Source organism: Methylorubrum subtropicum (assembly GCF_038442325.1).
Lineage (GTDB): Bacteria > Pseudomonadota > Alphaproteobacteria > Rhizobiales > Beijerinckiaceae > Methylobacterium > Methylobacterium subtropicum.
Genome location: NZ_JBBXMW010000034.1, coordinates 1 through 22,412 on the forward strand (window position 1 = coordinate 1; position 22,412 = coordinate 22,412).

A 22,412-nucleotide genomic window follows, 5' to 3' on the forward strand; every position below is an offset into this window, starting at 1 on the left:
CCTGACCGGCGGGGGGGGGCGAGGCCCCGCCCGGCCGGGATCGGCCGCCGGATCGTCGCCGCGCGGCGACGAGGGAGGGGGGGCCGCGCGAGTGGGGGGTGGGAGATCCACGGCCGGGTGGCAACTGAGGCCGGGGCACGAGTGACGACGAACGAGAGAGCGAGGAAAAATCAGGGAGGATTTTTACGAGAAAACGAGTGAGGAGACACAAAGTGGGTTGGTCAAAAAACTATAGCTAACCGCTTATGGTAATTATTCTTTCGATCGAAGGCTGTGGGCCTCGCATCAGTTGTTCGTCGGTTGGCTCTGGCGGCAGCCAAGATTGATCGGGACCGATCACCATCATCACTTCCGCCTGGACCGTGCGACGGAGCAATCCCAGTTCCGGCGCGCGGGATGCCCGTAGCGGCTTCCGGATCAGCTCATAGATATGCTCCTCGCCAACGCTCTCCGGGACGAACTCAGCCCGCTCGCGCAGGTGCTCCAAGACCCGTATGATGCTGTTTTCCAACGTCCGGAGGGCATTGGTTCTCAGCTCGACCGCCATCCGCTTGTGACGATCGGCAAACGCATCGGCGATGGCCTGCTGCTTGGCCTGCTCAGACGCTGCGAGGAGCTTCTGTCGCTCTGCCTGTGCGATCGCCAGCGATCGCTGCCGCGCGGCTTCGGCAGCAACGGCTGCCTGTCGCTCCTCCTCAGCGGCACGGTTGGCGGCCTCAGCGGCCAGCCGTGCAGCCTTAGCTTCACCGGCTTTGATCCGTTCGAGGGCGGCTTCGTGGATCAAGACCGATCGGACGCGGCGTAGATAGAGCGTGAGGCCGAACACAACGGCCAAGCTAGCGAGTGTGCACGCCTTCCAACCGAAGACATCAGGAATGGTGCTCTGGCACAACCACAGCGCCGCGACCGCGAACCCGCCGATCCCGATCCAGATCCCACGACCGTAATAGTACGCCTTCTCAAACCGCCGGGAAATCTCAATGGGCGGCAAGGTGCCCGCGCGCTCCTTGAGAAGGCTGCGCTCGATTTTCGCAACGTCATCGGTGAAAAGTGACATCAGCAAGCGTAGCGGTGCGAGGTCTGGTTTCTCATGTTGCCAGCAAACGGCCAAGCTCGAAACCTCTATCTCGGGGATCTCGCTCCGGATCTGGCGACCATGGAACGCCTGGTACGGGATCGTATGAAATTTACCCGCAAACCCCTGCTGCTGTACGAGGAATTCTGTACCGCCCTGGCCAATCTGCCGCGCTTGGTACGAGCGCGGAGCAGTACGCCTGAGGACGCGCCGTCAGCCCTGTCAGACTTCGTGCGCCTGAGTGAGCGGCACAGCTTCACCGCAGACTTTGACGGTTGGACGAGTTACCTCCGGGCGCAGACGCCCCACCGGAACGCCTTTGATCAGGCGGTGAAGCTCCCACAGTACCAACGCGAGGGCCTGTTCCCGGCGGACGGGTTGAGTGACGCTGCACTGATCGTCGCCACACGCGGCTGGGGCAAGTCTGAGCTGCTGAAAGCCATCGTCCGGCATGACATCGAGGCCCCCAACGACGAGCGCCCGGCGTCATCGTTGATCGTGCTGGACCCCGGCGGAGACCTGGTTCGGCAAATCGCGCACTGGCCGGAGCTATCCGGTCCCGCCCGGCGCTCCGACCGGCTGGTTTACATCGAGCCCAACCTCAAGCCCGGCTGGTCGGTCGGCATCAATCCCCTGGACGGCCGGGGACTGGATCACGATGCCCGAAACGAGGCTGCCGCGATGCTGGCGGAGGCGCTCGATGCCAACACGGCACCCCTCAGCATGAACATGGAAACCCTCATCATCCACTGCGCCACGGTGCTGCTGGCCCGACCAGGTTCGACGTTACGGGATCTCCGCGACATGCTGCGCGACCCGAAAACGTACCCAAAGGCGGCCGAGCTGTACCGCTACGCTCTGGCTTATCCTGACCCGGACACCCGCGAGTTTTTCGAGCTGGATTTCCCGAGCCGGGCTTTCGCCGGCACGAAGGAGTGGCTGCTGACTCGCCTGATCCGACTTTTCGCGGTGCAGGGTCTCTCCGCCATGTTCGGCGGCGAGACCACGGTGGATCTGCGGGCCGCGATCGAGAGCCGCAAGGTCGTGCTGGTCAACCTTGAGCCGCTGAAGGCGAAAAGCATCGTCGCCACAGCGGGACGCCTGCTCGTTGCGGCAGTTGGTGGGGCCTGCCGTGCCCGTGCGGACATGAAGCCCGGCACGGTTCACGCGCCGATCAACTTCGTCATCGATGAGGTGACGCTGCTTGCCGGGCGCGAGCTGGTCGATCAGCTCGCGCTCCTGCGCAAGCGTGGGCTGAACCTGGTCATGGCGCAGCAGGTCATGGGAGCCGGGTTCTCGGCCGAGGACAAGGCAATGCTGATCGGGAACACCGGAGGACGGTTTGTCGGGGGTTTGGATCGCGGTCTGATTGGCGACATGATGCGGGTGTCGGATCGGGAGGCCAGCACCTTACCCAAGCTCGAACAGCGTCAGTTCTGGGCTTCCTGGCGCACGATCGGAGGGCCGCACCTGCTGACGGTGCGCGAGGATCTGGCCGGATACAGGCTGCGCGTAACGGAGGCAGAATGGGTGGCCTACACCAGCGCCGCGACCGAACTGCCTGAGGCGGGGGGCTATTATCGGATCGCCAAACCGATCCCTGCAGAGGCCGATCCGCCGGAGCTACGGCCGGGCTACGTCGTGCCATCAGAGGCGCCGGCTGTGGTGGTAACGGTCACGCCAGAGCCAAAACAGCAGACCCACGTTCCCACAAACCAAGCTTCCCACGTTACCACGTCAGCGGTGGACAAGCAGCCAGCGGTACGGCTTACGCCTCAGCAACCTGATAACCTGCGCATGGTCCGGCCGCCTAAGCCCGCTGCCCCAGGGACAGCACCAAGGGTTGAACCATCAACCCACGTTCCCACGTCCCCAGAAACCAAGGGACCCACTGCGGGGCGTGTTCCTGTCGAGGCCATCAACATCGGCCTGGCCCGACCATCACGGACGGCGCATGCCACGGAGGTGAAAGAGCAAGCTCCTGAGGCCATCCCACCTTCCCATAAAACCACGTACCAGGTTCCCCACGTTGCCACGTCCCAAGAAAACGAGGAAGCTGCAGCAGGCGGAGTACCTGTGCAGCCCGTTGAGCTTGGCCTTTCCCGGCCCCCGCGAACAAAGGCGAAGCCGGCACCGGGAGCCAAGAAGGCAGCCGCCAAAGGCAAGCGCCGGGCGGCGGAGCCGCCTGTCGTTAAGACGGACGACCAGGCTGCTACTGCGCCTGAGATCGAAGCGCGGTTCGTGAGCAAGACCGGGCTTGAGGGGCTGTTTTGACCATTCGGGGCTACTTCCCCTCGCAGCACGAGTACGAGATCCTGCTCGACATCGCCTTGTACCGGCTGCTGTCGGTCGAGCTGCTGCACAAGCTTGGGCATGGCACCCCGGAGACGATCCGCAAGGCGTTGCGGATGCTTCGGCGGCAGTGCCTGGTCGGCAGCACAGCCCCATCCACTAAACCGGCCCCCGAAAAAGCGGAGGTTGGGACACCGCACTTGTTCTGGCTGTCACCCAAGGGTGATCGCACGCTCAACGAGTTGCACGGGCATCGGGTCGCTATCGGCGCAACGCGGCGTTTCGGAAAAGACAACGAGATCGAACACCGCCTCGGGATCGTTGCAATCCACATGGCGTTCCGGGCGTGGGCCAAGGCTACGGGCAAACGCGACATCTCGTTCGTATGTGACTTCGAGCCAGGTTCGCCCGGCCGGGGTAAGGTGACGACGATCCGATACAACAAGCAGGAAGCCACACCGGGCGGCCTCATCAAAACGGCAGCCTCGTACCTGCCGGACGGCTACGCCCGGTTCGCTTTCCCCGATCCGACCTTACCGCCGCAGCTCATGGTGGTTGAGTTCGAGCGCGGCGGCGGCCGGGGCGATCTGAGCATGTTTTTCCGGGGCAGGAAGAATAGGCCCCCGAAGCTCGACGGGATACGCGAAGCCGCTGAGCATGACGTGGTGGAGCAGGCCAAGGCATTGGGCAGCCCAGCCCCATACCTGATTGTGTTCGGCACCGAGGAGACGCGCGATCGAGCCCTTAATGGACGCTGGCCCGATAGGGGCGCGGAGGTCTGGCGGCGGTTCTTCATCAAATCCCTGCCGGAGATCGAGGCGGAAGGAGCGGATTTTCAAAACGGATGGTGGCGGGTGGATGGGTCGCGGCGTGACCTCTACGCCGGTCGTTGAGCACTATGCCCGGAGCCGAGCGGCCGGGCCGCGCGGGTGATCTCGTCCTCTCCGTGCAACCTCCTCAGCCTTTGCAAGGCGGGCGCAAAGCGCCCGCAGGAGATACACCCGCGCCCTCGGCGCGGGTTCATGCGTGCAGGCGCTAGGAAGGTCCTAGACGGCGATTTTAGGCATTTTTGGCCGCCCAACCATCTGTGCACCGTCTCCGGCTCTAAAGCCTCCAGGATTGGCCGCTGTGCATCCTGAAGCACTCTTCCACTCGGAAGCCAAAACCAGCCGCCGCAGGCGGCGCATCATCGATTTCGACCGCCGTAAGGCGGTCTCCGTTTTGGGTGGGGGAGGGGGTTTCGCGAAGCGAAAGGGCCGGAAGGGCCAAAGTTTCTAAGTGAGACGAAGCCCCTCACAGCGGAAAAACTACCGCCTTGTGTATCGTGTCTGAGCTGGGGATGGGCTGTGGACGTCTATAAAAAGGTCTTTAAATTGATCTAATAAAGAAGGTCTTTAGGGAAATTTCGACGGCCTGGCATAGGGTTACACCCCAAATCTGGGGCGAGGTTATACAAATCTGGGGCGAGGGACGACAAATTTGGGGCGAGGGGTTCCAAAATCTGGGGCGAGGGTATGATTTCGCCTGCGTCTCACCGGCAAATCTGGGGCGAGGGTATGAGCCCCAGATCCGGTGGCAGAAATCTGGGGCGAGGGTCTACGGATGCGGGTGGTTTGGCCCAAAATCTGGGGCGAGGGTCCGTTCGTAGGGCTAACCGGCTGAAACGGTGTGATGCCCCTAGGGAAATGACGCCTAAAAGCGGCTCTGACGGCCAATTCTGGGGCGAGGTTTCCCGCTAAAGCTAGGGTTAACAAAGAGTTTTCACCAAAGACTGGGGCGAGGTTTCCCGTCTGGTTAGGCCGCATCCGGTGTGGGCGGGTCCGCTTCCGCGCCCGAGGTTTTGGCAGCAATCTCGTTGGCTTTGTTGGCCAAAAGCTCCAACTCGCCCTGAGTGGGCAGGGCGTGGACGTAGTGCCAGCGGCGGCCCTTGTGCCAACCGGAGCCGGTCACTTCCTCGCGGTAGCTCTCCAAGCCCTTGGCGGCCACCATGTCCTTGAAAGCCTCGCGGCACTCCTTGCGGAATTGGCTGCGCTTGGCGGCGGTTGCCCCCTCGCCCCAGAGTTGGCGGCCGGCGAGCTGCGCCAGGCGCTCCTCATCAATCCAGGTGTGTCCGGGCTGGCTGTCGATGAACGGCCAAAAAACCTTGGCGTGATCGGACTTTAAACGGAACTGGATCTCGGCGTTGATGCTGACCAGCGAAGCCTTTTGGATCATCTCAACGACGGTCTGACCGTAGCGGACCACCACCTCGCTATCGAGCTGCGCCCCGGACCAGGACAGCTTGGTGATCATCGGCTCCGAAGAGCCTGGGGTGTCGGCCAGACGGCTCTGCGATCGGCTCTTGAGGATTTTCTCCATGTCTTCAAGGGATCGGCCCTGGTGGATTATAAGGCTGACCTGTTGTATTTCCTGAAAAACGGTCATTAACGTGAGCAGATTGTTGACGTGCTCAGTCTTATCCATGGCTTTGAGCAAAGCTCGCCAAGTTGTCTTGGTCTCACATACAGGCAGCATCGGCAGGATGAACGTGCCTTTGCGGTAGTTTGGATTGTCTTCGTAAACCGTCGTTGGCTTCATCCGAAACAGTGCATAGATCGCGTCACGATGCTGGCTGCCGAGTTCTCGGCCTTTAACCTCGATGACGGAATAGCCTGGTACGACGTAAGTCTGAGAGAAATTGCTGTCAGTGATCAAACCCTGCCGGCGCGGAGCAAAGGCAGAGGTCCGGGCGAGGCGGTCCGGCAGGTTCGATGGGTTCTTCCGCCCACGCCGGTTCTTCATCGTGCGCTTCTTGCGCTCGATGCGGGCGACTTCGGCGGGGGTGAGGTTGAAGAGATCGGTCATAGCAGCGCGCAACGCTAACCCGGAACGGGAAACCTCGCACCAGATTTGCAACACACCATGCCCAAAACGGCAGCACTCTTAGAGAGATAGCTGGGGCGCGTGGTGATGCTACAACAGGCGATCCGTGGGTTTATGGGAACCCATATTCCAGGCTTCCCATTTTCCCACGTTACCACGTCCCTAGGAATGACGGCTGCGGTACTCGGACCACATCCGCATGAACAGGTCGCTCATGTTGGTGTCGTTTTCGGCCGCGTAGGCTTTGACCGCGCGACGGATCTCCGGCGGCACCTGGAACTGCAGCTGGACGTGCTGGCCGGTGGCGGGCTTGGTCAGAGTGGGTTCAGTAGACGACACAGGAGCTGGGGCAGCGTCCTTCGCACTCACGAGCTTGGGCTTGGTCGGGCGGTTAAGATTGAGGGGGGTGCTCATGCGGCGTTGTCCTGGGTTTCGGTCTGGTTGTTGAGCGGCGCGATCAACTCGACAAACAGGTTTTGGGCCTTCTCGTTGAGGTTCTTGAACCCCGTCTCAGATACGGCGTGGCCGGTATCCGTCGCCTGACGGTAGGCTGCCTGTTCTGCCAGGGTGGTCGTTACGACCGTGTATCCGGCCTGGTTGATCATCCGGCGCGCGTCGCGATCTTCCTTGTCGCTTTTGCCGGTACGCGTCAGCACGAACAGCACCTTGTTCATATCGACACCGTTGAGGCGCAGCTCGTGAGCCAAGGGGATCTGCGTCCCCCAGTCGTCAGAGGACGTACCGGTAGGAATGATAATCACGTCCGATCCGCGTGCCGCCGTCAGTGTGTCCATCGTTGCCTCACCCTGACCATCGAGCACCATGACATCGAGATCGCCGCGCGCAGCCTCCTTGAGGGCTTTATCGACGCGATAGGGCTCAGCACGCACCTCGGGCACGATGTTGTTCGCCATGCGCCGGGAGACCCAGTTCACGCACGTCTTCTGGCTCACATCCAAGTCGGCGATTTTGACATTCCAGTTCTCGCCGTCCGTGACCTGGCGAGCGAACTCGGTGGCGATCAAGCGGGAAATGGTGCTTTTGCCGACCCCACCCTTCTGACCTAAGACGCTGATAACGAACGTCATATCAGGCCCCTTTCATTGTTCTCATAATCCCACGTCACCACGGACGTGGGAACGTGGGGATCAGGATTGCCAAGGCCGCTGAGACCGAGTGTCCCTGATTTCCGTAAAGGCCACGTTGCCACGTCCCCATGCGCGTGGGAACCCTGAGACCTTACTCCGTGGGACCATGGGGACATGGCTCGCAAGGTTTCAAGCTCACCATGTCCCCATTTAGCCACACAACCACGTACGTGGTGGGCTTGCGACATGGTGAAATGGGGACGTGGCAATGTGGGAAGGAGCTTGTTTCCCTCTGCACAAACAGAAACGCCCCCGGCTGGGGGCGTTTTAGCTCGATGGTGCCGGCATCATGCCGTGGCCATGGTCAGCGTGATCCGGCCGCCTTCACCCGCCTTGGGGTGGGGCCGCACCGTGATCTCCACGTCCTGGTCGAACGCGGTCAGAAAGCCCATCAGTCGCTCGACTGAGTACCCCCGGATGCTGCCCCGGAGCAGTTTGGAGAGATCCGCCTGTCCGATGCCGATCAGCTGAGCCGCCTTGGTCTGCGTGAGCTTCCGCGCAGCGATCAGCTGACGCAGAGCGGCGGTAAGGTTGGCCTTGAGCAGCATTTCTTCTGCGTCGGGCAGTTCCAGGTCGGCAAAGACATTGCCGCTGCCGTGGAAAATTTCCACGTCGGGTTCACTCATGGCTTGTGTCCTCCTTTTCCGGTACGCGTTGCATAATCGGCCTCGGCCATCTGCAATCGCGCTTTGATAAGCTCAATTTCGCGTTGCGGCGTAGCGATGCCCTTCGTTGACTTCTTTTGGAAGCAATGCAGGACATAGATTATGTCAGTGAAGCGCACCGTATAAACGGCCCGATAGGTGTCTCCGTCGTAGTTCTCGACAATTTCGAGAATACCACGACCACCAAAACCTTTCAGCGCCTTTGCTGCTAATGGCTCCTCACCCAACTGGGCGAGGTCGAGCGCATAGCCGACATCGGCACGAACGGCCTGCGGAAACGCCAAGAGGTCTTTGCGGGACGATCCAAGGAACGCGCAGGGCTTGCGTTGGGGTGGGGTTGCCTTCACTCCCTAGATTATGGGCATATCACCATAATGCGTCAACGGAAAAGCTGACAGGGTCGCGGATCGGGGAGTGCCGCAGCCCACTTTCAGCCTTATACTGCTAGGCTTACGCCAGCGCTTATATCGCTTTTGTATGAGGCATATAATGACTTCTGAAAGCCTCCATCCACTGCGGCCGCACGAGACGGTACAAAGAATTCTTATTTCGTCCACGAGCCATTTCATCGGTGAATTCGAAAATCTTGCCATATTGATCAGCCACGCGTTTCCTGGCTTTCAGGATCGGGGAGGTTTCGCGCGCCGAATGGAAGGTCCGAGTAGCCGGACAGGTCTTATTATCAGCTTTCGTACAGAGCCACTAAAAAAAGAAGCCGGTATTGTGCTGCCGAACTTTGAGCCTCACGGCGATTTATTTTGTTCATATCTGTCTCTGCTGTTCGGCAAGAGATTTGACACCCATGGCCCCTTCGAGACCAATGGTAACTTTTGGTTGCCTGACATGGCAAATTTCGATCAGTTTATTAACCATCTCACGCCGCAGAACAGGCATAGACCTCGCGCTGATCTTCCTATCCCTCTAAACCTTAGTGAAATCCAACGCCTTGAAGCTCTTTTACTCGACTACTCGATAGACCAAAAACTGAGAACAACTTTTCAGGCAGCCTGTCGTTTCTATCTACGCGCCCTGCAATCCGCTGAAAACGATGTTGAAGTTTCGTACCTACATCTGATTACTGCTGGAGAAATTCTATCAAATGTAACAGACATTGATAATTCAGAACTAATTGACGACGATACAAAGGGATTACTCTCTCGAATTGAAGCCGGCATGCCCGATGGCGCCGCAGTATCTCGTGCAGTCAGAGGTAAATTGCGGCAAATCAAGCGCCGATTTGTGTTGACCATTACCCACCTTATTGATGACGATTTTTTCGATCGCAGAGAAGCGGCCCATGAGTACCAGACGTTCAGGAAAGACACGTTCAAGCAAAGAATTTCAGCGGCATACGATATTCGGAGCCGCTATGTGCATACTGGTACAGCGTTTGGTGGCTGGATCGCGCCAAGAGGGAATGGATCAAATGATGAAGTCATCACTGGTCGTCCTGTAGTTAACGACGCAGAATTTGCTAATTTACTCGAGCGCACCCCAACATATGTTGGACTTGAGAGAGTTATGCGATATGCACTCCTCAAATTTGCTGAAAAAACTGGCCTGATCGATTTGAGCAATATCACCTCTAAACCTGCAGATAATAGCTGCGAGGCGGATCAAGATCTGGTTATGCCAATTGAACCGATTGGGGACGCCAAAGCACCCTAAAATAAGACGTTCTAGTAGTAACTTAGTATCGGAAAGGGTAGGGGCCTAGAAACAGGTCGCCCATGGCCTTCCGGTGCCGGTAGGTGAACCAGCGCTGGCGCAGGTGCTCGGCGCGGTCGTGGAGGATGTGGCAGCGCTGGCAGAGCGCCTTGAGGTTCTTCGGGTCGTTGTTGCCCGGATCATGGTCGAGGTGGGCGCAGGCGAGATAGACGCGCGTGGTCTCGATCACCTTGCCTGCCGGCAGGCATTCCAGTGGTGCCAGCTTCAAGGGTCGCCCCCGGCCGTTGCGCCAGGTTTGCGCCGCCGCGTCCCACCAGCGGCCATCGCCCAGGTGGAACACCAGCTGACCGTGCGGCCGGCCACAGCCCTCACAGCAGCCCTTGGCTCGGCCGAAACGGATCACGTCGGACAGCTGCGCCCAGTCGATCGGGTAGAAAAACCGGTTCTCTGGGCGGATCGGCATCGCGTCAGCCCTCCGGACGCGCCTGGCTGCGCGCGCGTGCCTGCGGGAAGTAGGTGTAGAAAGTCCGCGCCGAGACGCCGAGACGCTTGGCGATCTTGGCGATCGGAATGGTGCCGGCGTCGATCATCGCCCGGCCGGCGGCCAGGTCGGCATCAGACAGCCGCCGCGGGCGTCCACCCTTGCGGCCCCGTGCCAAGGCGGCCTTGAGGCCGGCGTGGGTTCGCTCGCGGTTCAGATCCAGGAAGTACTCGGCGATGGTGCCGAGGAAGTTGAACATCATCCGCCCGGTGGCGGTCTCGGTGTCCACCTGCTCGGTCAGGGACCGCAGCTTCACGCCGCGCTCCTGCAGCATGTGCGCGGTATCGAGCATTTCGCGGAGGGAACGGCCGAGACGGTCGATCTTCCAGACCACCAGCTGGTCCTCTGTGCGCAGGAAGTCCAACGCGCCTTCCAAGGCAGGGCGCTTTGTGCCTGCGCGCCCGCTCTCCTTCTCCTCAAAGATCCGGGAGCAGCCAGCGGCCTTCAGGGCATCACGCTGCAGGTCCAGGTTCTGGTCCTCGGTCGAAACGCGCGCGTAGCCGATCAGCATGTGAAGATTGTACGGAAATACCGTTTTTCGCACAATAGTTTTCTTCACATATTTTCTTCACGGAACCGGGGCTGTTTTGCACGCCGGGGGAGGGGGCTTGCATCCATGTGCAGAAAACGGTCGTTTTCTGCACATGGGCTGATCTCACGATTTGGTGCACCGCGACTCAACGGAACGGGCAAGAGGCAGGGTTCACCGTCCATACCGATGAGATTGATCCGAGCTGAACGACAGGGCGGGTTCGGCACGGAACCACGGCCAAGCTTGACCGTTGTGAAAGTAACATACAGTCACGCTTGGGACGCTCACCGTGAAGACGATCACCACCATTGCTCTCGCGCTGTCGTCCCTGGTGATCGTCTCTGCAGCCCAGGCTCAAGAGCGTCAGACAACCGTATCCAGCACCCCGGCCAACATCGATCTGCCCCCCAACTTGCTGCGTGGCAGCACGACGGCTGGCACGGTGGCTGCCGGCGACGCGACGACGGCGCGCAAGGTCCGCATCATCATGCCGTCGCCCTACGGCAACTGAGCCCCGGCCCGCTTCCCCTCAGCTCCGGGCCCGCGACGTGCAACCGGCCCTACCCTGGAAAGACCTCCCATGAACCGTAAGCTTACCCTGGCCGCTGCACTCCTTGCTCTCAGCCTGCCGGCTGCTGCCCAGGCACAGGGCCTCGTGCGTGGTGCTGAAGAGGGCGCTGCGGTAGGCCGCGCGCAGGGCGGACCGATTGGCGAGATCGTCGGCGGCGCCATCGGTGCGGCCACCGGCACCGTCAACGGCATCCTCGGCATCGATAGCCGCCCGCGCTTTCGTAGCTACGTCTTGCGCGAGGGCCGGCCGTCCTACACCTACGGGGAAGAGGTCCGGGTCGGCACCGTGCTGCCGTCCGACGGCGTAAGCTATTACGAGGTGCCGGCCGAGTACGGCGCCAGCGGCTACCGCTACACCGTCGTCAACGGCCGCCCGGTGCTGGTCGAGCCTGGCAGCCGCCGGATTGTCGAGGTGATCGACTAAAATCGGATCGCATCGTCAGCCGTGAACACGGTGACGTGAACGCAATACAGCGGCCCTCGCCTGACCCCGCGGTCTCTTAGGCAAGGGCTGCTCGTTCTTCGGCCACCGTGCCGGAGTGGGCCGGCGCGGTGGGCAACAGTGCCCCCAATTGTCTGTCGCGTCGGTTCAATCGTCTGAACCAGGGCTGCTGATCGGGCTAAACGGCGAACCGCCGGATGGTCGCCTCGATCTTGCGCCGGTCGAAGGGCTTGCCAAGCACCACACCGCGGGCCGGGATCTGCGAGGCATCCCACGGCTGCGAGGAAATCATCACCAGCTCGATCGGCGGCCAGCGGTCCCGGATCGCTACCGCCAGCCGCATGCCGGCGGTCGAGCCGCGCATGTCGAGGTCGGTGAACACCGTGCGGATGTCTGTGCGGGTTTCCAGGATCCCGATGGCCTCGGCCACGCTCGTCGCCTCGACGGCCTCACAGCCGGCATTCTCGACGAACTCGATCATCGCCAGCATTAAGATCGGGTCATCCTCGACGCACAGCACTTGGGTCGGGGCAGGAACCTTGGACTGCGCCATCGTGGCTAGTGAACCTGAACCTGAATTTCTGCCAGGGGCGCGCGGAACTCGGCACGCAAGCCGATTGGGTCGTAACTCAGATTGGCAACCCGCGTTCCCATCAGGCCCATACGGATAAGCTTTGAGCCGAAACCGCCGCGCCCGCTCGGGGCAGCGACTGCCGGGCCACCGAGCTCGTTCCAGTCGAGCACCAGCGTCGGCGCACTGCCCTCCTCGGTTCGCCACGCAATCCGCACCTTGCCGGCGCCGGCCGACAGCGCACCGTACTTCAGCGCGTTGGTCGCCAGCTCGTGCAGCAGCAACGACAGAGACAAGGCGGCCTGCGGGCTGATGTCGAGGTCCGGCCCGTCGATGGCGAACCGGTCGAGGTCGGCCTGCATCGTCAGCACGCTTTCCATCACCGCGCGCATCCTGGCGGCTGTCCAACTCTTCTGCATCAGCACGTCGTGGGCGCGCGACAGCGCCAGCACCCGGCGCTCGAACGCCTCGACCGGTTCGCGCTCGGTCACGCCGCGCAGGGTTGAGCTGGCGATCGACTGCACGATGGCGAGAGTGTTCTTCAGGCGGTGCGCCAGCTCGTAATTAAGGACTGTCTGCAGTTCCTCGGCGCGCACCCGCGCCACGCCAACCTCGACCCGATCGGCGACGTTGCGAAGGAACGCTAACTCCTCGGTGGTCCAGACACGCGGCTTCACGTCATGCACGATGAACACCGCCACCGTGCGCCCGCGCTCGCGCACCGGCATATGGACAAGAGCTGCGATGTCGAACCCTAGCCACCGCGCTGCGTCAGCCACGGTGCGCGGGTCGCAGGTCACATCATTGACCACCAGCGCCTCACCCTGCAGCAGGGACGCGCGGATGTTGCCGAAATCGTCGTAACGGTGCCGGCCGGCGACACTGGCCTGACCGGGCGCGGTCCAGTCCGGTTCGATGATGACCGCCTCTACGTCGCCCTCGACCCGACCGTAGCCGGCACGCGTCGCCCCCAACGTGCGCCCGACGATCTCGGCTCCGGCGTGGGTCATGTCAGCGATGGTCGTCAGATCGCGCAGCTGATCACCGAGGGACAGCAGCGCCGTGCGGCGCGCCTCGGAGCTGATCCGTGCGGTTACGTCGAGGAAGATGACCCCGAAACGATCGCCATCGAGCTTGAAGGCGGTCCCTTCGTACCAGTTGCCATTCGGGGCGAACTGCCGGGTAAACCGCCAGGCTTCCCCCGTCTCTACCACCTGACCGAAGTCTGTGATCCACTCAGGGGCGACATCGCCGAACAGGTGGCTCGCGGTGGCGCCGACGACTTGGTTCGCAGGTATGCCGATCTGCCTGGCCCAGGCCGGGTTGATCTCAAGGATCCGGAAATCGGTGATCTCTCCGGCGTCGTCGCGGATCACCTCGTTCAGTTGGAAGGCCTCATTCAGGCGGTCGAACAGTCCGCGCCAGTAGGTGTCCTGAGCACGGATTTCGGCCTGGGCTGCCGCCTCGGCCAGGGCTGCGGTGGCGGCGCCGGCAAATAGATCGAGCAAGGCCAGGTCGCGGGCATCGAAGGCGCACGACCGGGGCGATTGCAGCTTGAGCACGCCGAGCACGCTGGTGCCGCGCCGGATCGGTGCGAGCACGGCCGAGCCGAGCTGCAGCGTCGCGACTAGGTCGCGTTTGACGAAGGGATCGCTGCCGGCATCCGTCATCAGGTACGGTGCGCCGCTCATGACGCAATGACAGGCGGCGCTGGCAAACAGCGGCACACGCAGTCCAAGTCGCGCGGCGAGGCTGCCTTGTGCGGCACGGTATTCGAGTTCCGTGCCATCCAGCAATTCGATGACCCCGCCTTCGGCTGCCGGCATCGCCCGCATCGCTCCGGACACGATGGCCTGCAGCAGGGTATCCAAGTCGCCGGTCGTCGCGGTGAGCGCCGCCTGGGTATCACGCAACGCATCACGGGAATGGAAGGCGCGGGCCTCCACGGCACGCTGGGCGTCACGATCCATCACCGCGCGGCGCAGTTCGAGCTGACTCATCACCTGACGGGCCAATGCCTGCAGGTCGCTGGCCTGGATTTCGCTCAAGCCATCCGGACGAGGGACGCTGTCGATCACACACAGGCTGCCGAGCACCATGCCGGCAGCGGTACGCAGAGGCGCGCCGGCATAGAAACGGATGAACGGCTCACCCGTGACCAAGGGGTTCTCGGCGGTGCGCGGGTCCAAAGTCAGGTCCGGGATGATCAGGACATCGTCGGGCTGAGCCAGCGCGTGCGCGCAGACCGAGCTGTTGAGGTCGGTTTCGCAATGAGGGAATCCGACCCTTGCCTTGAACCACTGCCGTTCGCCGGCAACGAGGCTGACCAAGGCCACCGGAGTCGCACACAGCCGACAGGCCAGTTGCACGATGTCGTCGAACCCCGGCTCCGCCGGGGTGTCGAGGATCGCGTAGCCGTCCAAAGCACTGAGGCGTGCCGGGTCGGTGACAAGGGGCGGAATGGTGGACGACATCAGCGTATCTGGTTGGTCCCCTGGCATACGCGAACGACCGAGCCTCGTCAGCCCGACTGGTATGCCAAAGTCAATGCCATGCTCAACAGCGTGGCATAATTACGCAAAGGGCTGGTTTAATTCGCAACGACACTGTCGATTTTGTATGAAACCATACGCTTTGCCGGCATTAAATTATTTGTCGGTCCCTAGGGGCCGTCGCAGCGCGACGTATGAGCCGCAAATTGTTCCTCAGCTCGCTGCAGAAATTAATCCGGCTCTCTATGTGCGTCGGGGCACGTCACGCCGGCAAAGGCGTACCTATATCAGTCTTACGCAAGACAGGACGATGCCGGATCGGCCGGTATCACCGCGTAAGGAGTTGTTAGATCCCTATGAAGACCCGTATCGCCGCCGCCATCGCCGCCCTTACTCTGGGCGTTGCTGCTCCGGCCTCGTCCGCCCTGGCGTTCGACTATGGCGCTCCCAAGGGACGCTACAGCTCGACCCTGCCCTACGACGTGACGACCACGGGCTCGATCAACGGCTCCGATGGCCCGCTCTACGACCGCTGCCCGATGAGTTCGGCGGCCGAGGGCAACGCCAACCAGCAGCACTTTCCGACCAAGCAGTACGGTCAGGTCTCGGGCGGCTACCGCTGCTAACCGACACCTGGATCATGGAAAGTTCGATGTTGAAGGCGTTTTCCTACGGCATGATCGGCGTGTTCGCCGCTGGTGTGGCCATGACGGTGGTTGGCTCGGCCAACGTGATCATGGGCCTCTGACGCGACGATAGCCGGCACGACGTTTTGAACGGCGGGGCGCAAGCTCCGCCGTTTCTGCATCTGGGGCCTGCCAGAGCCCCCGGCCGGGTGCAGTCGTTGGCTAGAGCGCTGGCTGCCGGCGGCCCGTTCAGATCCTGCCGGTCACCAGCAGCACGATCAGAATGATGAGCAGGATGCCGCCCAGGCCGAAGCCGGGTCCGCGATAGGCGCCACCACCGAGGAAGCCGCCACCGCCGAAGGCGATGAGGATGAGCAGGATCAGCAGAATGGTGGTGACGGACATCGACGGCGCTCCTTGAGCCCGAGCATCTACGCTCAAGCTTGGTGACTAACTGTCGCTGTCACGACTTCGTTGCAGGGGCGCGCAGCAGCCGCGTTCTGCCGTGCCCCCTCAGTCATCCAGCTGCCGGGTGGTGTCATGCAGCTACGGGGCAGTCACGCAGCGCCTCAATGGACCTCAAGCGCTCGCGCAGCAGGGTCAGACCGTCCAGTTCACGAAACAGCTCATACTCCGCGTCGGTGCTGTCGTGTCCGGCCGCTAACAGGGTCTGCACCGCTTTGGCCTGCGTGCTGGCCCGGCCCTGTGCGGCAGCGATCTCGGCACGCACAGTCACCAGCAGCATGGTCCAAGGCATCGTCTTATCGCCCAAACAGCCCCCGCTTTTGGAGGCGGCCAGCACCGTACCAACACGGTCGAGCTTTGCTTGGCCCTCATAGGGTTAACAAATCATAATGCCGGCAAGGTGCTGTCCGAGTTGCGCTTCGGAGCCTTTGGGAGCGCCCCCAACAGCTCAGCTCGGCCTTATTTGATTTCCTCACACAGTTTCTGCGCACATTTAAGTAGCTGAAAAACGGTCGTTTTCTGCACATGGACAGGCAAAGAAAAACCGGGCAGCAAAAACAGCCCGGTTTCAGCTCAGGGCAATCGCCCGTCAGGCCCGCTTGCTCATGTTGGCCTTCATGCCCTCGCAGCAGCAGCCGCCCTTCTTGCCCTTCATGTTCATGGCCATGCCGCCCTTGCCGCACATGGCGGCCTTGCCCTTGCCGCTGCCGCAGCAACTCATCGCCAGCGCGGGCGCGGCGCTCAGCAGCAACAGCGCGGTCGAGGCCGCTACAATCGTTCTCATGGGTGTCCTCCGGAACCGATAGGCTGTTGACCCTGCACCTTCCCACATTGGGAAGGTCAAGACGCGACGGCGCAGGATGGTGAACACGGCTCCGCTGCAGCAGGTGCCGGGGTCGTGGGCTCCGCCAGCGCTTCGATGATCCGGCAGGCGCCGACGCTGCCGCCCGCGCAGGTATCGATCATGCGGGTCAGTTCACCCCGCAATGCGGTCAACTGCGCAATCCGCGCATCTACGGCGACCAGCTGCTGGCGGGCCAGCGCATCCACGGTGCCGCAGGAGGCGTCCGGCTGCTCCTGCAGGGCGAGCATGGTGCGGATGGCGTCCAGCTCGAACCCGAGCTGGCGGGCGTGGCGGATGAACGTCAGCCGCCGCACGTCCGCGTCGCCATACAGGCGGCGCCCGCTGTCGCTGCGCTGTGCCTCCGGCAGCACACCGGACCGCTCATAAAAGCGGATGGTTTCGATGTGGACGCCGGTGCGCCGCGATAGCTCGCCGATCGGGATCAAAATGCGCTTGCTCCTGTAGTGGCTACAGGATGTAACGTCAGGAGCAATGAGACAAGGATTTTGAGAATGGCTGCCGCCCCCCGGCAGAGAACGCGCCGCGCCTGGCACTGGACCGCACTGGTCCAGGCGCTGGTGTTTGCGTTCGTGCTGGCGGTGGTCGGTCCGGTCCCGGTCGAGGCGGCCAACCTGTCCCATCCGGCGGCCGTCGCCACTCTCAGCCTGAGCGCTGAGCAGCCCGCCGCAGCCGGCGAGGGCGATGTCTGCCTGCTCTGCCACCACCACTGCGGCTGTCACCAGGCCGCCTGCCCGGTTACCCCGGTTTCCTTCCTGCCGCCGGCACCCATCCGGGTGACCTACCGGCCGACTGCGCAGCAGGTGGTTTCGATCAGCACCGAAGGCCTGTTGCGCCCGCCACGCGCCTGAACTGACCACGCCATGCGGCGTGGCGCCGGTGCGAGGCCTGTTGAGGCCTGCGCGGTCCTGTTCTGATCCGCTCACCACCAGGGAACGGTCCACCCCTCGGCGCCCCGCGGCGTTCCGGGCTGACGTCCCGCAAGACACATCCTCCATGCGCGCTCTTCTCCTTCTTCCTATTCTTGCCGCCGGCATCGCGATCGGCGGTGCGGTGCCGGGCATCGCCACACACACCCAAGGCGCGCTCGCCCGCCTCGGCCTCGGGCCGGCTCCGGCGGCTCCGTCCACGCCGGCCGCCAAACCCGACGACCACGACCAGCCGGCCAAGCCCGCCGCGCACGGCCATGCCGGCGAGGAGGGGGAGGGCAAGGAACACGGCGAGGCCGGCGAGATCCACATGACCGCCGAGCAGATCACCAGCCAGGAAATCGGCACGGCTTCCGTCGCCGGCGGCACCCTGTCCCGGCACCTGGTGGTGCCCGGCACGGTCACCCCGGATGCGGACCGCCTGGTGCGCGTGCCGGCGCGGGTCGTGGGCACTGTCGCCGAGATGCGCAAGCGCCTGGGCGACAAGGTGCAGAAGGGCGATGTGGTCGCCGTGCTCGACAGCCGCGAGGTGGCGGACGCCAAGAGCGAGTTCCTGACCGCCGGCGTGCAGGCCGAGCTGCAAAAAATCAATTTCGAGCGGCAGCAGAAGCTGATCAGCAGCCAGGCCACCGCGCAGGTGTCGTTCGACCAGGCGCGGGCGACCTACCAGGAGAGCCAGCTGCGCCTCGATCTGGCCCGCCAGAAACTCTCCGCCCTCGGCCTCAACGCCACCGAGGTGGCGGCGGCGGCCAAGCGGGACGAGGCCACGCCTAACCAGTCGAGCCTGCGGCTGTTTCCGCTGCGTGCGCCGATGGACGGGCGGATTGTTGAGCGCAAGGTTGATGTTGGCACCAAGGTCGGCGGCGAAGGCGATCCGGCCGACGTCTACACCATCGCCGATCTGTCCACGGTCTGGGTCGAGCTGGCGGTGCCGACCACCGCGCTGATCAATGTGGCCGAGGGCGCCAAGGTGCTTATCGGCACCGGCACCGACGAAAAAACCCTGCGCGCCGAGGGGCAGGTGGTCTTCATCAGCCCGTTCCTGAACGCGGACACGCGCAGCGCCCGCGTGATCGTCGCCCTTCCCAATCCGGACCAGACCTGGCGGCCGGGCACCTTCGTGACCGCCGCGGTGGCTATCGCCGAGGAAACCGTGCCGGTGCGCGTCCCGCGCACCGCCCTGCAGACGCTCGAAGGCAAGCTGGTCGCCTTCGTGCGCACCGATGAGGGCTTTGAACGGCGCGCGGTCAAGGTCGGCCGGTCCGACGACGATGCGTTCGAGGTCACCGAGGGCCTGGCCGCCGGCGACGAGATCGCGGTGGCCAACACCTTTTTGCTCAAGGCGGAACTCGGCAAGGCCGAGGCCGGCGACGACGACTGAGGGCGCAGCCGATGATTTCCCGCGTCCTTGATTTCTCCGTGCACCAGCGCTGGCTGGTAGTGCTGCTGTCGCTGCTGGCCGCGGCGCTGGGCGTTTATTCGCTCAGCCGCCTGCCGATCGACGCGGTGCCCGACATCACCAACAACCAGGTGCAGATCAACACCACGGCGCCCGCGCTGTCGCCGTTCGACATCGAAAAGCAGGTCACCTACCCGATCGAGAACGCCCTCGCGGGCATCCGGGGCCTCGAATACACGCGCTCGCTGTCGCGCAACGGGTTCTCGCAGGTCACCGCGGTCTTTTCGGAAAAAACCGACATCTACTTTGCGCGCCAGCAGGTCGGCGAACGCCTGCTGGAAGCCGAACGGGCGATGCCGCCGGGCGCCGAACCCCGCCTGGGGCCGATCACCACCGGCCTCGGCGAGATCTACATGTGGACCGTGCGCTACACTGCGCCGGCCGAGCGCCAGCCGGCCAAGGCCGGCCAGCCAGGCTGGCAGCCGGACGGCAGCTATCTGACCCCGGAAGGCCAGCGCCTGGGCAGTGACGTGGAGCGGGCCAGCTACCTGCGCACCGTGCAGGAGTGGATCATCCGCCCGCAGATCAAGACCGTGCGCGGCGTCGCCGGCGTGGACGGCATCGGCGGCTTTGAGAAGCAGTACCACGTCCAGCCGGACCCGGCGAAGCTGACCGCGCTCGACCTGTCGTTCAGCGACGTGGTGCGGGCGCTGGAGGCCAACAACGCCAACCAGGGCGCCCGCTACCTCGAAGACAACGGCGAAGGCTACGTGGTCCGCGCCGCCGGCCGCCTGGAAAGCATGGACGAGATCGGCAGCGTGGTGGTGACCACCCGCGGCGGCGTGCCGGTGCGGATCAGCGATGTGGCGGAGGTGCGCATTGGGCGCGATCTGCGCACCGGCTCGGCGAGCGAGGACGGCCACGAGGTCGTGGTCGGCACGGCACTGATGCTGATCGGCGAGAACAGCCGCACGGTCGCCGCGGCCGTTGATGCGCGCATGAACGAGATCCGGCGGTCGCTGCCGCCGGGGATCGTCGTGCAGACGGTGCTCGACCGGACCCAGCTGGTCGAGGCGACGGTGCACACCGTCGCGAAAAACCTGCTGGAAGGTGCCGGTCTGGTGATCCTGATCCTGTTCCTGCTGCTGGGGAATTTCCGGGCGGCGGTGATCACCGCGCTGGTCATTCCGGTGGCGATGCTGCTGACCATGACCGGCATGGTGCAGGCGAAGATCTCGGCCAACCTGATGAGCCTGGGCGCGCTGGATTTCGGGCTGATCGTGGACGGTGCGGTGATCATCGCCGAGAACAGCCTGCGCCATTTGGCGGAGCGCCAGCAGGTGCTCGGCCGCCGGCTCACGCTGGACGAACGCCTGGCGACAGTGCGCGCCTCGGCCGAGGAAATGATCAAGCCGTCTCTCTACGGGCAGGCGATCATCATCCTGGTCTATGTGCCGCTGCTGACGTTCACCGGCGTCGAGGGCAAGATGTTCGAGCCGATGGCACTGACGGTGATCCTCGCCCTGGTCGCCGCGTTCGTGCTGTCGCTGACGTTCGTGCCGGCGTTGATCGCGATCGCGCTGACCGGCCGCGTGCAGGAGCACGACAACCGGCTCGTGCGTGGCCTCAAGCGGCTTTACCGGCCGGTGCTGGCCGGGGCGGTGCGCGCGCCGCTGGTGTTCATCGCGGGCGCGCTGTTGCTGCTGGCCGGCGCCGGGGTGCTGTTCACCCGGCTGGGGCAGGAGTTCATTCCGACGCTGGATGAGAAGAACATCGCCCTCAACGCCACGCGCATCCCGTCCACGTCGCTGAGCCAGTCGCAGGCGATGCAGGCGCGGATCGAGCAGGTGGTCAGCCGCTTCCCGCAGGTCGCCTATGTGTTCTCGAAAACCGGCACGGCGGAGGTTGCGACCGATCCGATGCCGCCCAACTCGTCCGACGCCTTTGTGATCCTCAAACCCCAGGACCAGTGGCCCGACCCGTCGCTGTCCAAGGCCGAGCTGCAGGAGCAAATCGAGGCTGCGGTCGGCAAGCTGGCCGGCAACGTCTACGAGTTCTCGCAGCCGATCCAGCTGCGCTTTAACGAACTGCTGGCCGGCGCCCGCGGCGACCTGGCCATCAAGGTGTTCGGCGACGAGTTCGCGCCGATGACCAAGGCAGCTGAACAGATCGCCACGATCCTGCGCCGCACGGCCGGCGCCGAGGATGTGAAGGTTGAGCAAACCTCCGGCCTGCCGTTCCTGGAGATCAAGATCAACAAAGCTGAGGCGGCGCGGCTTGGGCTGAGCACGGCGACCATTCAGGAGGTCATCGGCGCCGCGATCGGCGGCCGGGAAGCCGGGATGGTCTTTGAGGGGGACCGACGTTTTCCGATCGTCGTGCGCCTGAACGACCAAGTGCGCGAGAACCGCGAGGCGCTGGAAAACATCCCGGTGCCGCTGCCGCCCGGTCCATCCGGCCGGGGCACGTCGGTATTGCTTAAGCAGGTTGCCAGCTTCTCGGTGACCGAAGGGCCGAACCAGATCTCGCGCGAGAACGGCAAGCGCCGGGTGGTGGTCACCGCCAACGTGCGCGAGCGGGACATCGGCTCGCTGGTCGCGGACGTGCAGGCGCGGGTGGCCAAGGAGGTCCAGCTGCCGCCAGGCTACTATGTCAGCTGGGGCGGCCAGTTCGAGAACCTAGCCTCGGCCCGTCAGCGCCTGCTGATCGTGGTGCCCGGCTGCTTCGTGCTGATTTTCCTGCTGCTCTACTCGGCGCTCGGCTCGCCGCGGGATGCGCTGCTGGTGTTTTCCGCGGTGCCGCTGGCGCTGACCGGCGGGATCGTGGCGTTGTGGCTGCGCGGGATGCCGTTTTCGGTGCCGGCAGCGGTGGGGTTCATCGCCCTGTCCGGCGTGGCGGTGCTCAACGGCCTGGTCATGCTGACGGCGATTAAGCAGCTGGTCGCTGCGGGCAAACCCCGCCGAGAGGCCATTCTGGAAGGCGCGATGGTTCGCCTGCGCCCGGTGGCGATGACTGCCCTGGTTGCCTCGCTCGGGTTCGTGCCAATGGCCCTGGCCACCGGCACCGGCGCCGAGGTCCAGAAACCTCTCGCCACCGTGGTGATCGGCGGCCTGATCAGCGCAACCCTGCTGACACTGGTGGTGCTGCCGGCGCTCTACGCCCGCTTCGGCGGCCCCGCATCGCAGCAGCCGACCCAACCGCTGGCGCCGGAGCAGATCTATGCTCCCCTGCGGCAGGCCGCCGAGTGAGCGGCGGCGGATTTCGCTTGAATCT

The 22,412-nt window shown here is 63.5% G+C and carries 23 protein-coding genes; 9 read left to right on the forward strand and 14 right to left on the reverse strand.

Annotated features, from left to right (window positions below; genetic code table 11):
• Nucleotides 1–235: 235 nt before the first annotated feature.
• A complete protein-coding gene (locus tag AAHG03_RS25785; protein WP_342154483.1) occupies nt 236–1,057 on the reverse strand; it encodes a hypothetical protein in 822 nt (273 codons plus the stop codon).
• Nucleotides 1,058–1,090: 33 nt separating this feature from the next.
• Here AAHG03_RS25785 and AAHG03_RS25790 point away from each other — a divergent pair, with 33 nt between their 5' ends.
• Entirely contained in the window at nt 1,091–3,349 is a 2,259-nt protein-coding gene (locus AAHG03_RS25790) for a type IV secretory system conjugative DNA transfer family protein (protein WP_342154486.1), read from the forward strand.
• Nucleotides 3,346–4,260, forward strand: coding sequence for a hypothetical protein (locus AAHG03_RS25795; RefSeq protein WP_342154488.1), 915 nt, complete (start codon nt 3,346–3,348; stop codon nt 4,258–4,260). The genes AAHG03_RS25790 and AAHG03_RS25795 overlap by 4 nt, the downstream gene beginning before the upstream one ends.
• 901 nt (nt 4,261–5,161) lie before the next feature.
• Here the strand turns inward: AAHG03_RS25795 and AAHG03_RS25800 are convergent.
• The 5 genes from AAHG03_RS25800 to AAHG03_RS25820 form a co-directional block, all read right to left on the reverse strand.
• A complete protein-coding gene (locus AAHG03_RS25800) occupies nt 5,162–6,211 on the reverse strand; it encodes a hypothetical protein (RefSeq protein ID WP_342154490.1) in 1,050 nt (349 codons plus the stop codon).
• Nucleotides 6,212–6,391: 180 nt separating this feature from the next.
• On the reverse strand, nt 6,392–6,643 hold the full coding sequence (locus AAHG03_RS25805) for a hypothetical protein (protein WP_342154492.1): 252 nt from the start codon (nt 6,641–6,643) through the stop codon (nt 6,392–6,394).
• Entirely contained in the window at nt 6,640–7,317 is a 678-nt protein-coding gene (locus tag AAHG03_RS25810) for a ParA family protein (RefSeq protein ID WP_342154495.1), read from the reverse strand. The genes AAHG03_RS25805 and AAHG03_RS25810 overlap by 4 nt, the downstream gene beginning before the upstream one ends.
• A gap of 347 nt (nt 7,318–7,664) precedes the next feature.
• Nucleotides 7,665–8,003 (reverse strand): helix-turn-helix domain-containing protein, encoded by a 339-nt coding sequence (locus AAHG03_RS25815; RefSeq protein ID WP_342154497.1) that lies wholly within the window; start codon nt 8,001–8,003, stop codon nt 7,665–7,667.
• Nucleotides 8,000–8,326 carry a type II toxin-antitoxin system RelE/ParE family toxin gene (locus AAHG03_RS25820; RefSeq protein ID WP_342154499.1) on the reverse strand — a complete coding sequence of 109 codons (327 nt, stop codon included), beginning with the start codon at nt 8,324–8,326 and terminating at the stop codon, nt 8,000–8,002. The genes AAHG03_RS25815 and AAHG03_RS25820 overlap by 4 nt, the downstream gene beginning before the upstream one ends.
• Before the next feature lie 205 nt (nt 8,327–8,531).
• On the opposite strand from AAHG03_RS25820, the gene AAHG03_RS25825 reads away from it, so the two are divergent.
• Nucleotides 8,532–9,710 carry a hypothetical protein gene (locus AAHG03_RS25825; protein WP_342154501.1) on the forward strand — a complete coding sequence of 393 codons (1,179 nt, stop codon included), beginning with the start codon at nt 8,532–8,534 and terminating at the stop codon, nt 9,708–9,710.
• Nucleotides 9,711–9,732: 22 nt separating this feature from the next.
• Here AAHG03_RS25825 and AAHG03_RS25830 read toward each other — a convergent pair whose 3' ends face one another.
• Nucleotides 9,733–10,173, reverse strand: a complete 441-nt coding sequence (locus tag AAHG03_RS25830) for a hypothetical protein (RefSeq protein ID WP_342154503.1) — start codon at nt 10,171–10,173, stop codon at nt 9,733–9,735.
• A 4-nt stretch (nt 10,174–10,177) separates the two neighbouring features.
• Nucleotides 10,178–10,762, reverse strand: a complete 585-nt coding sequence (locus tag AAHG03_RS25835) for a recombinase family protein (RefSeq protein ID WP_342154505.1) — start codon at nt 10,760–10,762, stop codon at nt 10,178–10,180.
• Between the two features lie 310 nt (nt 10,763–11,072).
• Between AAHG03_RS25835 and AAHG03_RS25840 the strand changes: the two genes are divergently transcribed.
• Together AAHG03_RS25840 and AAHG03_RS25845 are read left to right on the forward strand one after the other, a co-directional pair.
• The gene (locus tag AAHG03_RS25840; RefSeq protein ID WP_342154507.1) at nt 11,073–11,294 is read left to right on the forward strand and encodes a hypothetical protein; all 222 of its coding nucleotides are present in this window, start codon (nt 11,073–11,075) and stop codon (nt 11,292–11,294) included.
• A 69-nt stretch (nt 11,295–11,363) separates the two neighbouring features.
• Nucleotides 11,364–11,777 carry a DUF1236 domain-containing protein gene (locus AAHG03_RS25845; protein WP_342154509.1) on the forward strand — a complete coding sequence of 138 codons (414 nt, stop codon included), beginning with the start codon at nt 11,364–11,366 and terminating at the stop codon, nt 11,775–11,777.
• Between the two features lie 196 nt (nt 11,778–11,973).
• Here AAHG03_RS25845 and AAHG03_RS25850 read toward each other — a convergent pair whose 3' ends face one another.
• Nucleotides 11,974–12,348, reverse strand: coding sequence for a response regulator (locus AAHG03_RS25850; RefSeq protein WP_342154511.1), 375 nt, complete (start codon nt 12,346–12,348; stop codon nt 11,974–11,976).
• A gap of 5 nt (nt 12,349–12,353) precedes the next feature.
• On the reverse strand, nt 12,354–14,840 hold the full coding sequence (locus AAHG03_RS25855; protein ID WP_342154513.1) for a GAF domain-containing protein: 2,487 nt from the start codon (nt 14,838–14,840) through the stop codon (nt 12,354–12,356).
• Nucleotides 14,841–15,214: 374 nt separating this feature from the next.
• On the opposite strand from AAHG03_RS25855, the gene AAHG03_RS25860 reads away from it, so the two are divergent.
• Nucleotides 15,215–15,484: a hypothetical protein gene (locus AAHG03_RS25860; protein WP_342154515.1), complete on the forward strand. Its 270-nt coding sequence runs from the start codon at nt 15,215–15,217 to the stop codon at nt 15,482–15,484.
• Between the two features lie 249 nt (nt 15,485–15,733).
• Here the strand turns inward: AAHG03_RS25860 and AAHG03_RS25865 are convergent, their stop codons facing one another.
• The 4 genes from AAHG03_RS25865 to AAHG03_RS25880 form a co-directional block, all read right to left on the reverse strand.
• Nucleotides 15,734–15,889, reverse strand: coding sequence for a DUF3309 domain-containing protein (locus AAHG03_RS25865; protein ID WP_156384084.1), 156 nt, complete (start codon nt 15,887–15,889; stop codon nt 15,734–15,736).
• Nucleotides 15,890–16,022: 133 nt separating this feature from the next.
• Nucleotides 16,023–16,229: a hypothetical protein gene (locus AAHG03_RS25870; protein WP_342154517.1), complete on the reverse strand. Its 207-nt coding sequence runs from the start codon at nt 16,227–16,229 to the stop codon at nt 16,023–16,025.
• Nucleotides 16,230–16,538: 309 nt separating this feature from the next.
• A complete protein-coding gene (locus AAHG03_RS25875; RefSeq protein WP_342154519.1) occupies nt 16,539–16,733 on the reverse strand; it encodes a hypothetical protein in 195 nt (64 codons plus the stop codon).
• Nucleotides 16,734–16,789: 56 nt separating this feature from the next.
• Nucleotides 16,790–17,239 carry a MerR family transcriptional regulator gene (locus AAHG03_RS25880; RefSeq protein WP_342154521.1) on the reverse strand — a complete coding sequence of 150 codons (450 nt, stop codon included), beginning with the start codon at nt 17,237–17,239 and terminating at the stop codon, nt 16,790–16,792.
• Nucleotides 17,240–17,305: 66 nt separating this feature from the next.
• On the opposite strand from AAHG03_RS25880, the gene AAHG03_RS25885 reads away from it, so the two are divergent.
• From AAHG03_RS25885 to AAHG03_RS25895, 3 genes are all read left to right on the forward strand, one after another.
• Nucleotides 17,306–17,662: a hypothetical protein gene (locus AAHG03_RS25885; protein WP_342154523.1), complete on the forward strand. Its 357-nt coding sequence runs from the start codon at nt 17,306–17,308 to the stop codon at nt 17,660–17,662.
• A gap of 145 nt (nt 17,663–17,807) precedes the next feature.
• Entirely contained in the window at nt 17,808–19,121 is a 1,314-nt protein-coding gene (locus tag AAHG03_RS25890) for an efflux RND transporter periplasmic adaptor subunit (RefSeq protein ID WP_342154525.1), read from the forward strand.
• 11 nt (nt 19,122–19,132) lie between these two features.
• Nucleotides 19,133–22,387, forward strand: a complete 3,255-nt coding sequence (locus AAHG03_RS25895; protein WP_342154528.1) for an efflux RND transporter permease subunit — start codon at nt 19,133–19,135, stop codon at nt 22,385–22,387.
• Nucleotides 22,388–22,412: the final 25 nt, after the last annotated feature.